Genomic DNA, 13,595 nt, shown 5'->3' with positions numbered 1-13,595 from the left:
TGCTGCTGGGTGAGCCGGATCGCCGTTGATCCGCAGCCCGTTTAATGCAAAGCCCGTGCCATTCGACCCGAACCTTGCGAATGCGCCGCCTGGTGGGCGTTTGGCGCGGGTTGACGCGTGCTGCTATTCGCTGCTGACTGACGCATTCGAATGCATGAAGGCGCGATGATGGTGCGACGCAGCACCTTCACCGTGCAGCGTGCGAGCAAACAACAGCGCGCCCTGCACGGCGACGAGCCCGCTCAATTCGCCATGCCCTGCGTATTAGCGGCGGGGGCGGCGGCGCTGGCGAGCGCGCGCTCGCGCAGCGCCGCTTCGCGCGCCTTGTGCTCGCCGCTGAAACGCACGGCCAACGCGCAGAGCGCCGACAGCGTGACGAGCACGCCGAGCGTCGCGAGCGTCTGCTGGATGCCGCCGACGCCCTTCATCAGAAAGCCCGCAGCCACCGCGCCGACATTGCCGCCCGCGCCGATAATGCCCGCCACGCCGCCGAGCGCCTTGCGGTCGATGAACGGCACGAGTGCATACGTCGCGCCGCATGCCATGTGCGTGAAGAGCCCGAATACCAGCATCGCGACGAGCGCGGCCGCGATGCTGTTCGCGTGCGCGAAGCACAGGAGCCCGAGCCCTTCGCCGACGATCAACGCGCACAACAGCGTGGAGCGCACTTCGAGGCCGCGCGATGCGGCCGCTCTGTCCGATACCCAGCCGCCGAGCGCGCGCGCGAACAACGCGAGCAGGCCGAAGCTGCCCGCGGCCATGCCGGCCTCTTTCAGCGACAACTGGAAATGGTCGACGTAATAGATTGCGGCGATGTTGTGGATGAAGACCTCGACGCCGAAGCACGCTGCGTAAGTGATGAACAGCATCCAGACGCGATAGTTTGCGCAGGCCGCGCGAAAGCTGGCCCAGCCGCCCTTCTTGCCGCCGTCGATAGCGATGCCTTGCGCGCGCAATGCCGCGAAGTTGCCTTGCGGGCAGTCCTGCGTGAAGCGCCAGTAGAACGCGGCCATGACCGGCATCGCGAGCCCGGGCACGACAAGCGCGACCCGCCATGCGGACGACTCGCCCACGCCGAGCACGATGATCGCGGCGAGCAGCAGCGGAATGAGCGCCTGGGCGGCGCCGGCGCCGGTGTTGCCCCAACCCGCGGTCGTCGCGTTGGCGGTGCCGACCACGTTCGGCGCGAACATCATCGACGTGTGGTACTGCGTGATCACAAAGCTCGCGCCCACTGCGCCGATCAGCAAACGGCACAGCAGAAAGCTCCCGTAACCCGTCGCCACGGCAGCGCCGAGCACCGGCAGCGCGCCTGCCAGCAGCAGTCCCGAGTACACCTTGCGCGGGCCATAGCGGTCGCACATCGGCCCGACCACGAGCCGCACGAGAATCGTGACCGCCACGGCGGCGATGTTGATGTTGGCCACCTGATCCGCGGATAAAGCGAACTCGCGCTTGATGAGCGGCATGAGCGGCGCGCACGCGAACCACGCGAAGAAGCAGACGAAGAAGGCCATCCACGTCAGATGAAATGCGCGCATGGCGGGCGTTCGCAGGCTGAAGAGATCTATGCGGGTTGCTTTGTCTGCCATCGTCGTTCCGAAACAAAAAAGCGTCCCGAGGAACCGGTCGGATGACTGGTTCCAGGGGACGCCGTTGTCCAAGCTGCTGGTGGAGTGCTGCTATGAGTGTGCGCTTACGCGTGCAGGCAGCAGGATCGCCTTTGATCCTTTGCATCAGGTTGCATCACGTTACGTGAGCGACTATGCAAAGGCTATGCCATGCGCGACGCGTGACGCATTCAAGGGCTTCGCGGGGAAAAGCGCCGGTCACCGCGCGACTGGCGCGACGTGTTTTGACGCGTGAAAGCACAGCGATGGTGCGCTTTCACAGCAACGGGGCGTCGCGAGCGCCAGGTTCAGGACGCTTCTTCGCCGAAGACTTCGGCTGAACCGAGCCTTTGCGCGCGGCGCGTTTCAACAGGCAAATCGTTGTCCTTCGCGAAGCGCATGACGAAGTCGAACGCGTCGGCGCACACCACGCGCAGCTCCTCCGAAACGAACAGGCATTTCGTGCCGGCATCGACGACAGGCATCGCAAGGCGCGTGCACGCGATATGAATGCCCGGCCGCCGCTCGCCCACGAACAGCGTGATGACGCCGGTCAGACGCTCGGGCCAGTCGCCAGGCCGGAAACTCTTCTGCGAATGGGTGATGCCTTTGATCACATGGCCCTGAATGGCGCCTTCGACGGGCTCCTGGCTGATGAGCGGTATGCGGTCCATGCTGGCGTCACTCGCCTCCCGATGATGATCTGTCGAGCTCGCTCTCTTCGCCGGCCGGGTCGCGCGAGGCAATCTTCAGTTGCCGCAGCTTGTGATACAGCGTCTTCTTCGGCATGCCCAGCTCGACGCTCGCTTCCGCCACGTTGCCGTTATGACGGCGCAGCATGTCTTCGATCAGCATGCGCTCGAAATACGCAAGCTGCTCGGCCAGCGTGCCGCCCTTGCTTGCATTGCCGCCGGGGCTCAGCAGACTGTCGCCCGTCAGGCCGAGCACGAAACGGTCGGCGACGTTCTGCAGCTCGCGCACGTTGCCGCGCCACGCATGCGTCATGAGCTCGGAGAGCTGAGAAGCGGAGACGATCGGCGCGGGCTGGCCGAAGCGGCGCGCGGCCGCCAGCACGAAATGCTCGAACAGCAAGGGCACGTCTTCCCGACGCTCGCGCAGCGGCGGCAATTCGATCTGTGCGACATTCAGCCGATACAGCAGGTCCGCGCGAAACGTGCCTTCGCTGGAAAGCTGCATGAGGTCTGCTTTGGATGCCGCGATGATCCGGCAATCCACCGCTATCGGCTCGTTGGCGCCAAGACGCTCCACGGTGCGCTCCTGCAGCACCCGCAGCATCTTGATCTGCAGCGACACCGGCATGGTTTCGATCTCGTCGAGAAAAAGCGTGCCGCCATGCGCCCACTCGATTTTGCCGACGCGCTTCTTGATCGCGCCGGTGAACGCGCCCGCCTCATGACCGAACAGCTCGCTTTCGAAAATCTGCTCGGGCAGGCCGCCGCAATTGAGCGCAACGAAATGCTTGTCGCGCCGCGCGCCGAACTCGTGCAGACTGCGCGCGATCAGCTCCTTGCCCGTGCCGGTTTCGCCGGTAATGAGCACGGACACCGACGTGTCCGCGAGACGCAGAATCTTTTTGCGCACCTCGGCCATGGCCGGCGATTTGCCGAGCACGAGCGCCTCGATGCCCTGCCAGTTGTGGAGCGCGGCACGCAGGCCTTGCACCTCGAGCGTGAGGCGGCGTTTCTCGACCGCGCGCGCCACGCGGCGCGCAATATGGTCCGATGAAAACGGCTTTTCGATGAAGTCGTAGGCGCCCACCTGCATCGCGCCGACCGCAGTCGAGATGTCCGCATGCCCGCTGATCAGCACGACCGGAATCTGCGAGTCGATTGCCATCACCTTGTCGAGCAACTGCAGGCCGTCGATGCCCGGCATCCGCACGTCCGACACGATCACGAGCGGCGCGCCGGGCGCGACTTCGGCGAGCGCCTCGGCGGCGCCCGCGTAAGCGGACACGGGCAGGCCCGCGAGCTCGACGGCCTGCTGGACACCGAAGCGCACGTTCTCGTCGTCCTCGACGACGAGCACCCGGATTTCATCTCCCATCGGCGACTCCCTTTGCTGACTTTGCTGACGCAAACTCTATATTGAAGCGCGCGCCGCCATCCGCGCGATTGACCGCCCAGATCTTCGCGCCGAACGCTTCGACGATGCGCGAGGTGATCGCAAGCCCGAGCCCGAGGCCGTGGCCTCGCGGCTTCGTCGTGACGAACGGTTCGAACAGATGATCGAGCACTTCCTGTGCGATGCCCGTGCCGCTGTCGGCAATCGAAAACAGCACGCGGCCCGTGTCGTCGGACTCGACTGCGTCCAGCACGATCACACGCTTTTCTTCGTCGCGGACCGCGTCGAGCGCATTGCCGAGCAGATTGACAACGACCTGCTGCAACTGGCTCGCCTCCGCGCACACGAATGTGCCCGGCGGGATGCGCATGTCGATCTGCACGGCCTCGCTGCGAATCCGCGCATCGTAGATGAGCCGCGCGTGCGAGACCGCTTCGTTCAGCGACACGGCAACGCGCTCGACCACCGGCTTGCGCGCAAATGCCTTGAGTTCGCCGGTGAGCGTGGCCATGTTGTCGACGAGACGCGAAACCCGCTCGAGATTGGCAATGGCTTGCGCCGGCTGGTCGCGTTCAAAAAACGTGCGCGCGTTATCGCACAGCGTGCGGATGGCGACAAGCGGCTGACTCAACTCGTGCGTGAGACCGGCGGCCATCTGCCCGAGCACCGCGAGCTTGCCCGCATGCACGACTTCCTGCTGCGATTCGCGCAGGCGCGCTTCGGTCCGTTTGCGTTCGGCGATTTCCTGCTGCATGCGTTCATTGGTTTGTGTGAGCGCCGCGGTTCGCTGCGCGACGGTCGCCTCCAGTTCGTCGTTCGCGCGGCGCAACGCGTCCTGCGCTTTCAGCTTCTCCGCTATCGTGCGGCGGCGCTGCATCGCGTAAAGCGCATAGAGCCCCGCGATCAGAAAGCCGCCCGTCACGAAGCCGAGCGCGACTTCTTGCTGACGACGGGCGCCCGCGACATCGAGCAGCACCATGATCGAGTCGCCCGCCTGCGGCGCGGGCCGCGACATGACGAGATAACGCGTGGTATGCCCCGGGCGGCGCGGATCCGGAAAACGGCCGAGCCACGCGCCCGCGCCCCAGTCGCCGATGCGCGTGTATCGCAGCGGCTCGACGTTGCGCCCCGCGTATTGGCGCGATGCCTGAAGCTCGCGCTGCTGCTCAGCGGTGATGGGCCGCAGCGCGGTGAACTTCCACGCGGCGACCGTCGAGATAACGATCACGCCATTGCGGTCGATCACCATCGCCGCTTCATTGGGACGACGCCACGCCGACTCCAGTTCGTCGACGCTGATCTTGATCGCGGCAGCGCCGATCGGCGTGCCGCCGTCGCGCACGGCACTCGCGAAATAAAGCCCCGGGATGCCGGTATTGGTGCCGATGCCGAAAAAGCGCCCCGCGCCGTGGGCGAGCGCGTCCTTGAAGTAAGGCCGGTACGAGACGTTGGTGCCGACAAAGCTGACCGGCTGATTCCAGTTGCTTGCGGCGATCACCGAGCCTTGCAGGTCGATCACATCCACGGCGACGCTGCCCGCCTCGTGATTCACGGCTTCCAGATAGGTATTGACGCTGTGCAAAAGCGCAGCGGTGGCGCGCGGTCCGGCTTCGAGCAACGCGCGCACGCTGTCCTGTCGCGCAACGATGGCGGGCATCGTCTCGAAGCGGCCGAGTTCGCTTTTCAGGCTCGCGCCGTACAGATCGAGCTGATGGGCGCCTGCTTCGGCGAGCGCGTCGATCGCGCGATTCCAGGCGAGTTCGAGCGCCGCCGCAGCCATGCCGACATACAGCAAGGCCGCAACCGCCCACGCCCACAGCGGTAGCCCTTTTATTTTCACTTGATGTTCGACCTCGCGATGACCCGGTGCACGACGACGCCACGCGCGCGCCGCACCGGAGCGCGACGCGTCACACCCCATGCGCGAGCGCGATCAGCGTGACCGTGACGACGATTGCGCCGCCGATGCGCGTGGCGATCTGCGCGAACGGCATCAATTGCATGCGGTTGGCCGCCGTGAGGATCGCGACGTCGCCGGTGCCGCCCTGCCCGCTGTGACATGCGTTCACGATCGCGGTGTCGATAGGGTACATCTTAAGTTTGCGGGCAACCAGAAAACCGGTGCCCATCAGCGTCGCCACGGTGGCGACGATCGTCACGATATTGGCGATGGTGAACGCGGCGGTCAACTTGTCCCACGGCGTCATCGCCACGCCGATGGCAAACAGCAGCGGATACGTCACCGCGGTCGAGAAGAACTTGTAGACGACGAACGCGCCCTCCTGCAACGGCGGCGACACCGCGCGCGCGAGCTTGACCAACACAGCCAGAAACAGCATCGCGACCGGCGCGGGCAGGCCGAACAGGTTGCGGCACATCAGGCCGAGCAGATACAGCGTGATCGCCGTGATGCCGGCCGCCGCGATGTGCGTGACGTCGATATGGCCGCGGATTTCCTCTTCGGCGGGTGCCATTTCGTCGGTCTCGCCGACTTGCAGGCGGCCGTCACCGGTGAGATGCGGAAAGCGCTTGCCCAGCATGTCGAGCGCGCCCGACAGGATGATCGCGGTAAGGCTGCCCAGCATGACGGGCGGCAGGACCTGCGCAAAGAGTTCGCCCTGCGGCAGGTGCATGATTTCCGAATAGCCGATCGAGAGCGGAATCGCGCCTTCGCCGACACCGCCCGCCATGATCGGCACGACGATATAGAGCAGCGTATGGCGCGCGCCGAGGCCGAATGCAGAGCCGACCGCAATGCCGACCACGGCGGCGGCGAGCGATCCGAGCGCGAGCGGCACGAAGATCTTCACGAAGCCTCTGATCAGCACGCGCCGGTCCATGCTCAGAATGCTGCCGACGATAATCGACGCAATGAACAGATACAGGAAATTGGTGGACTTGGTGAATTCGGTCGTGAGATGCAGGATCGGCTTCGGCAGCACGTGGTAATACGTGAGCGCCGAAGGCACGAAGGTCGCGCAGATCGCCGCCGCGCCGATATTGCGCAGAAGCGGCAGACGCTTGCCCAATTCCGCGCAGGTGAAACCGAAGAACGCGAGCACGGCAATCGCCATCGAAATCTCGCCCGGCATTTTGCCCGTCACCGCAAAGCCGACGATCAGCGCGAGCAGAATGAAATAGACCGGCAAGGGAATGATGCCGACGCGGTATTCCATCAGCTTCCACCAGCCTTCGGGCCAGAATCGGGTGGACGCATGGGTCTCGCTGGACGCGTTGGACGCATTCGCGGCTGCGGGAGTGGGCGTCGGGCGCGCAGGGTCGTGGATATGGGCGGGTGTGGACAAAACGTGTCTCCTTGCTTGGGCGCGCCGCAGTCGCGTGGCGGCGTCGCGTTTCAATGCGGGTTGCAATGCGGGTTCCATTGCGGGTTTCATGGCGGACCTCGGCGCATCGGGCTGAGGCTCTTCGAGCCAGGTGCGAGGCTGATCGGGTGAAACCCCGAAGGGAAAGCTGAAATCGAGCGCGCCGGGTCAGCGTCGCGCAGGCCGGCAAGGCGTGTGCAGGGTCATGACTGTCTCCGTGAGGGGTCTTCTGAATTGCGCTCGGGGCGCTCGTGGATGCCTATAAGGCAAGGCCCATGCCAATGGCGGGCCTTGCGCGACGCTTCGCAAGCCATTGATTTTTATAATTAATTTTCTTAACCAAACGATGCCGGAAGCAACGCGTTCCGAGAGTTCAGAATTGGCGCCGGCGAGCAGGCTGAGAGTTCAGCCATCCGTGGAAAGCGTGACCGCCTCCCATGCAGCGATTTCCTCCGACAGCGCGGAGAGCTTCGCGCGTACGAGGCCGAGCGCATCGCTTCCCAAGAGCAGATGCGCGGGCGGCTCACCACCGGCGATGACGGCGAGCATGGCGCGGGCGGCTTTCACCGGATCGCCCAACTGCTTGCCGCTTTTCTCCTGACGCGCCTTTCGCACGGGATCGAACACCGCGTCGTAGTCGGCAATGGAGCGCGGCGTGCGGGCCATCGAGCGCCCTGCCCAATCCGTGCGAAACGAGCCTGGCGCCACGGCGGTGACGGCAATCCCGAACGGCCGCACTTCCTGGCCGAGCGCTTCCGAGATTCCCTCGAGCGCGAACTTGCTGCCACAGTAGTACGCAATGCCGGGCATGGTGATGAAGCCGCCCATCGACGTGATATTGAGAATGCGGCCGCGCCGACGTTTGCGCATGTAAGGCAGCACGGCTTTCATCATCGCCACGGCGCCGAACACGTTGACGTCGAACTGCCGCCGCATCTCGGCAAGCGGCGCCTCTTCCATGACGCCTTCGTGGCCATAGCCGGCGTTGTTCACGAGGACGTCCACCGCTCCGACGCTAGCCTCGATGTCGGCAACCACGCCGTCGATCCGGTCGAACTCCGTCACGTCGAGCAGGCGGCCGAATGCGCTGCCGGGCGCGAGCGCCTCCAGCTCGGCGCATGCCGCCTCGCTGCGCACGGTGCCGACCACACGATGACCCGCCGCGAGCGCCTCCTGAGCCAACGCGCGGCCGAAGCCGCTGCTGGCGCCGGTGATGAGCAATGTTTTGCCTGATGCCATGACATTCCTTTCCTGAAGTTAAATGGAAAGTGCATACTATTCTCCCGTCATCGCCATTTTTAGGCCCAATCGTGGCATTTTCTTGCCTATTTCTATGAGCATTCAACGAGCGCAGACCACGCGCCGCGCCGCGCGCGCACCGGCTTGTGAAGCGCGCCAGGACATGACCGCGCTCCTGCGCGCGCTGGCTCCAAAGGAAGGCTATAACCTCACCGCGCTTGAAAGCGTGCGGATCCTGCGGTCGGACCGCAGCCTGGCATCCACGCCCGTGCTGTACGACCCGGGCATCGTGATCGTCTGCCAGGGACGCAAGCGCGGCTATTTCGGCGATCAGTTGTATCTGTATGACGAGCAGCACTATCTGGCGGTGTCGGTGCCCGTGCCCTTCACGATGGAGACCGACGCGACGCCCGCGCGGCCGCTTCTTGCCGTCTACCTGCATCTGGACTTCAGACTCGCCGCGGAACTCATGGCGCAAATCGAAGCGCATTCTCTACCCCGGCGCGCACAGGCGCCGCAAAGCATGATGTCGAGTCCGCTGGACGACGCGCTGCGCAACACCGTCCTGCGCCTGCTCGACGCGCTGAACCGGCCGCTCGACGCGGCGGTTCTCGGTCCGTCGCTGCTGCGCGAGCTTTACTTTCGCGTGCTCACCGGTCCGCAGGGCGACGCCATGCGCGCGGCGCTCGGCATGCACGGTCAATTCGGCAAGATCGGCAAGGCGCTGCGCCGCATCCATTCCGACTACGGGCGCCCGCTCGACCTCGCCCTCTTGGCCCACGAGGCCGGCATGAGCATTCCCACGTTTCATGCGCATTTCAAGGCCGTCACGCAGACTTCGCCCATGCAGTACGTCAAATCGACGCGCCTGCACCAGGCCCGCTTGCTGATGCTGCGCCAGGGGATGACGGCGGAGGCCGCGAGCGATGCAGTTGGCTACGCGAGCACGTCGCAATTCAATCGGGAATTCAAGCGGCTCTTCGGACTCACGCCGGCTGCGGAGGCGCGGCGCATGCGCGCGAGCTTCGCGATTCCGCCCGCCCACGCCGGCTCGGATTATGTGTCGTCGCATTGAACCGGGAGTTGGGCCGTCGCGAGGTGTCGGGCCGCCGCGCCTGCCCGCTGTATGACGCAGCCGCGCCGTCGGGCGATACGGGGCAGCCGCGCCGTCGCGCGGAAGGGCCCGATCTTCGATTCGCTGCTTTCCATATGCGCAAACATTGGTTGGATTTGCGCGGACATCGATTTAACGTCGCGCATTCGGAACGCACGACCGGCGCGGCCACCTTTTTCGCAGAGAGCAAAGACCGATGACCACACGCAACCATTCGCTCGACACACGCAGGCGCCGCCTTCTGCAGGGCGCCGCAGCCGGCTTGACAGGCGCGGTGCTCGGCGGCGTGCTCGCGCCACTCGCGCCCTTTACGGGCACGGCCGCGCACGCGCAAGGCGACAGCAAACGCATCCGCATCGGCTTTCAGAAATACGGCAACTTCGTAGTCCTGAAGGCGCGCGGCACGCTGGAGAAGCGGCTCGCCAGCGAGGGCATCGCCGTGCAATGGCTGGAATTCCCCGCCGGGCCGCAGTTGCTGGAAGGGCTGAATGCAGGTGCCGTCGATGTCGGCACCGTCGGCGAGACGCCGCCTATCTTCGCGCAGGCGGGACGCGTCGATTTCGTTTATATCGGCAGCGAGCCGCCGGCGCCGCGCGGCGAAGCGATCGTCGTCCCGCAAAATTCGCCCATCCGTACGGTCGCGCAATTGCGCGGCAAGAAGGTGGCGTTCAATAAAGGCTCGAATGTCCACTATCTGCTCGTGAAAGCGCTGCAGCAAGCGGGACTCACCTACTCCGACATCGAGCCCGTCTACCTGACACCCGCCGATGCGCGCGCCGCCTTCGTGCAAGGCAGCGTGGACGCGTGGGTGATCTGGGACCCGTATCTCGCTGCGATCGAACGGCAGGCGAATGCGCGCACCATCGCGAATGGCGAGGGGCTCGTGCGCAATACGCAGTACTACGTCGCGGCACGCAAGTTCGCGGCAACGCAGGCGCACGTGCTGAATGCACTGCTCGAAGAGGTGAACGCGGTCGACAGCTGGGGACGCGAAAATGTGCCGCAAGTGGCGGCGCTGCTGTCGCCGCTCGTCGGCCTCCACGCGGCCACGCTCGAAGTCGCGCTCAAGCGCACCGGCTACGGCGTGCAGCCGATCAGCGAGGCGACGCTCGCCTACCAGCAGCAGATCGCCGACACGTTCAGCGCGCTGAAGCTGATTCCCGGCAAGCTGAGCGTCGCGGATGCGCGCTGGAAAACCACCTGACGCGATGAGGGATTGCGTGCAGCGCGCCCGCATGGCGCTCACGCCGGACGCTTGCATGCGCTGGCGCGGCTGCCTGCAACGCGCATCGCGTTATGCGACGCGTGCAGTCAGCGCGCCGTGGGCTCAGGCAGTCCCCTCGTATGCCGCCCTCAGTGCGGCGACATCGAACTTCACCATTTTCATCATCGCCTCGGCTGCGCGGCGGGCCTTTTCCGGGTCGGGGTCGCCCATCATCGAGATCACATCGACGGGCGCGATCTGCCACGACACGCCGAAGCGGTCCTTCAGCCAGCCGCAGGCCTCCGGCGCACCGCCGCCTTCCAGCAGCGCGTCCCAGTACCGGTCGATTTCCGCCTGATCCGCGCAACTGACGAGGAACGACACCGCGTGATTGAAGGGCTCCTTGCCGCCCGAACTCATCGCGAAGAACGTCTGCCTGAACAGCACGAATTCGACGACCTTCGTCGACCCGGCGGCCGGCACCGCTGTGACGCGGACGACGCGCGAGTCGGGAAAGATGCCCGCGTAGAAAGCGGCGGCCTCCTCGGCCTCATTCGAATACCAGAGAAAAGGGGTGATCTTCTGAATCGTCATCGCGAGTCTCCTGTCAATATCGGTCAGAGGGCGGCCATGCCATGCCATGCCGCTTATGGAGACGACGAAGAAAGACCAGCGGAATCGACATGTTCGGGAAAATTTTTTGTTGCTCCGCCGGGTCTTCCCAGACACGGTTCTCCGTCGCCCCATTCAGCGCCGATTATAGTGAGCGTTTCGCGCTTATACACTGTGCCGGCGCGCGCCCGCGCCGTTTCACACGGGCGCCCGAGGCGGCACGACAGGTCGCGCCGCCACCGCCCCGATGCATTCAGCAGAGAACTAGTGGCTCGCCCCCTCCACCGCGCCGATGCCGGTTTCCGAGCGCACCGCCTGGGCGTCGAAGCCGGCCTGGTCGATGCGTGCGCGGGCGGATTTGTCGGTGACCGAGAAAACCCAGATACCGGCGAAGCCGATGGCCATCGAAAAGAGCGCGGGCGACGCATACGGAAACGGCGCGCTTGCGTAGTGGAATACGTCGACCCACACCGCCTTCGACAGCACCGTCAGCAGCACGGCCGACAAAAGTCCGAGGAAGCCGCCGATCGCCGCGCCGCGCGTCGTGCAGCCGCGCCACAGCACGGACAAAAACAGCACCGGGAAATTCGCCGAGGCCGCCACCGCGAACGCGAGCGAGACCATGAACGCAATGTTCTGCTTCTCGAACACGATGCCGAGCACCACCGCGACGATGCCGAGCACGACAGTCGTGATACGCGACACAAAGAGCTCGTTCGCGCTCGACGCCTTGCCATGCTTGAACACGGTTGCATACAGATCGTGCGACACGGCCGACGCACCGGCGAGCGTCAGTCCCGCGACCACCGCGAGAATCGTTGCAAACGCAACGGCCGAGATAAAGCCGAGGAACACGTTGCCGCCCACCGCGTTGGCCAGATGCACGGCTGCCATGTTGCTGCCGCCGAGCAGCTTGCCGGCTGCGTCCTTGAACACCGGGTTGGTGCTCACGAGCACGATTGCACCGAAGCCGATGATAAACGTGAGAATGTAGAAATAGCCGATCCACGTGGTGGCCCAGAACACCGACTTGCGCGCCTCCTTCGCATTCGGCACCGTAAAAAAGCGCATCAGGATGTGCGGCAGGCCGGCCGTGCCGAACATCAGCGCGATGCCGAACGAGATGGCCGAGATCGGGTCCTTGATGAAGTTGCCCGGCGCCATGATCGACGCTTTCTTCTCGTGCACTTCGACGGCCTTCGCGAAGAGCGCCTCGGGACTGAAATGAAACTGCCACAGCACCATGAAGGCCATGAACGAGGCGCCCGCGAGCAGCAGGCATGCCTTGATGATCTGCACCCACGTCGTCGCCGTCATGCCGCCGAAGAGCACATACACCATCATCAGTGCACCGACGATCACCACCGCGATCCAGTACTCCAGTCCAAACAGCAGCTTGATGAGCTGGCCGGCTCCCACCATCTGCGCGATGAGGTAGAACGCGACCACGACGAGCGTGCCGGATGCGGCGAATGCGCGTATCGGTCCTTGCTTGAAGCGGTAAGCGGCCACGTCGGCGAATGTGAAGCGACCCAGGTTGCGCAGCCGTTCGGCCATGAGGAACGTGATGATCGGCCAGCCCACGAGAAAGCCGATCGAATAGATAAGACCGTCATAGCCGTTCGTGTAGACGGCCGCCGAAATGCCGAGGAACGAGGCGGCGGACATGAAGTCGCCCGCTATCGCAAGGCCGTTCTGGAAGCCGGTGATGCCGCCGCCCGCGGTGTAGAACTCCGCGGCCGAACGCGTCCTTCTCGCAGCCCATTTGGTGATGAAAAGCGTCGCGATCACGAACGCGATGAACATGCAGATCGCCGTCCAGTTGGTCGCCTGTTTGACCGCCTGCCCGAGGTCCGCACCCGCGGCAAAGCAACTTGAAGCAGCGGCGAAAAGCGCGCCGCCCGCGATGAATCGGCGCGTATTCATGCGGCCTCCCGCTTGATCTGGTCGGTGAGTTCGTCGTACGCGCTGTTCGCGCGCCGCACGTAAAAGCCGGTGATCACCACGGTGAACACAATGACGAAGAGCCCGATCGGCATGCCCCACGTCGTGACGCCCGCGCCGATTTTCGCCGCGAGCATTTCTTTGTTGAATGCAATGAGCAGCACGTAGCCGTAGTAGACGACCAGCACCAGCGCCGTCAAGGTCCATCCGAGCCGCGAGCGCTTTCGCACCAGTTCGCGGTAGGCCGCGTTCGATCTGATCTTGTCCGCGAGTTTCACGTCCATCTCCGTCTCCTGCTTGAGTATCTTTCGCCAAATCAATGCGCTCGCGCATGCGATGTGTTTTCGTTGTTTCGATGCGCTCGACGATACGTTAAAAGCGTCCGCTTACCCGGTTCTTACGGCTGGGATTTTCTGGTGGCGGGGTTTACGCGGAGAGGAGACTGCAGTGCGCAGTGCATGCTG

General features: G+C 64.6%; 11 protein-coding genes. 2 read left to right on the top strand and 9 right to left on the bottom strand.

Annotated elements, in window-relative coordinates; translation table 11 throughout:
• Window positions 1–242: 242 nt before the first annotated feature.
• The 6 genes from ACEN8U_RS21065 to ACEN8U_RS21040 form a co-directional block, all read right to left on the bottom strand.
• A complete protein-coding gene (locus ACEN8U_RS21065) occupies window positions 243–1,592 on the bottom strand; it encodes an MFS transporter (protein ID WP_041745421.1) in 1,350 nt (449 codons plus the stop codon).
• A 326-nt stretch (window positions 1,593–1,918) separates the two neighbouring features.
• Window positions 1,919–2,284, bottom strand: a complete 366-nt coding sequence (locus ACEN8U_RS21060) for a DUF3579 domain-containing protein (RefSeq protein ID WP_015002946.1) — start codon at window positions 2,282–2,284, stop codon at window positions 1,919–1,921.
• Window positions 2,285–2,291: 7 nt separating this feature from the next.
• A complete protein-coding gene (locus ACEN8U_RS21055; RefSeq protein WP_015002947.1) occupies window positions 2,292–3,677 on the bottom strand; it encodes a sigma-54-dependent transcriptional regulator in 1,386 nt (461 codons plus the stop codon).
• Window positions 3,667–5,616 carry a sensor histidine kinase gene (locus tag ACEN8U_RS21050; RefSeq protein ID WP_310106458.1) on the bottom strand — a complete coding sequence of 650 codons (1,950 nt, stop codon included), beginning with the start codon at window positions 5,614–5,616 and terminating at the stop codon, window positions 3,667–3,669. The genes ACEN8U_RS21055 and ACEN8U_RS21050 overlap by 11 nt, the downstream gene beginning before the upstream one ends.
• Window positions 5,606–7,000, bottom strand: coding sequence for a 2-hydroxycarboxylate transporter family protein (locus ACEN8U_RS21045; RefSeq protein ID WP_041745422.1), 1,395 nt, complete (start codon window positions 6,998–7,000; stop codon window positions 5,606–5,608). Before ACEN8U_RS21045 ends, ACEN8U_RS21050 begins: the two co-directional genes overlap by 11 nt.
• A gap of 423 nt (window positions 7,001–7,423) precedes the next feature.
• The gene (locus tag ACEN8U_RS21040) at window positions 7,424–8,257 is read right to left on the bottom strand and encodes an oxidoreductase (RefSeq protein ID WP_015002951.1); all 834 of its coding nucleotides are present in this window, start codon (window positions 8,255–8,257) and stop codon (window positions 7,424–7,426) included.
• 163 nt (window positions 8,258–8,420) lie between these two features.
• Between ACEN8U_RS21040 and ACEN8U_RS21035 the strand changes: the two genes are divergently transcribed.
• Window positions 8,421–9,332 carry an AraC family transcriptional regulator gene (locus ACEN8U_RS21035; protein ID WP_085963860.1) on the top strand — a complete coding sequence of 304 codons (912 nt, stop codon included), beginning with the start codon at window positions 8,421–8,423 and terminating at the stop codon, window positions 9,330–9,332.
• Window positions 9,333–9,567: 235 nt separating this feature from the next.
• On the top strand, window positions 9,568–10,575 hold the full coding sequence (locus ACEN8U_RS21030; protein WP_015002953.1) for a sulfonate ABC transporter substrate-binding protein: 1,008 nt from the start codon (window positions 9,568–9,570) through the stop codon (window positions 10,573–10,575).
• Window positions 10,576–10,698: 123 nt separating this feature from the next.
• On the opposite strand, the gene ACEN8U_RS21025 is transcribed toward ACEN8U_RS21030, so the two are convergent.
• From ACEN8U_RS21025 to ACEN8U_RS21015, 3 genes are all read right to left on the bottom strand, one after another.
• The gene (locus tag ACEN8U_RS21025) at window positions 10,699–11,169 is read right to left on the bottom strand and encodes a VOC family protein (protein ID WP_015002954.1); all 471 of its coding nucleotides are present in this window, start codon (window positions 11,167–11,169) and stop codon (window positions 10,699–10,701) included.
• 282 nt (window positions 11,170–11,451) lie between these two features.
• The gene (locus ACEN8U_RS21020) at window positions 11,452–13,113 is read right to left on the bottom strand and encodes a cation acetate symporter (RefSeq protein WP_015002955.1); all 1,662 of its coding nucleotides are present in this window, start codon (window positions 13,111–13,113) and stop codon (window positions 11,452–11,454) included.
• Window positions 13,110–13,415, bottom strand: coding sequence for a DUF485 domain-containing protein (locus ACEN8U_RS21015; RefSeq protein WP_013588759.1), 306 nt, complete (start codon window positions 13,413–13,415; stop codon window positions 13,110–13,112). Before ACEN8U_RS21015 ends, ACEN8U_RS21020 begins: the two co-directional genes overlap by 4 nt.
• Window positions 13,416–13,595: the final 180 nt, after the last annotated feature.

It is taken from the genome of Paraburkholderia phenoliruptrix, from assembly GCF_047325075.1.
Classification (GTDB): domain Bacteria; phylum Pseudomonadota; class Gammaproteobacteria; order Burkholderiales; family Burkholderiaceae; genus Paraburkholderia; species Paraburkholderia phenoliruptrix.
Note: the sequence above shows the minus strand (reverse complement) of the source record. Positions and strands in the feature narration are given on the sequence as shown.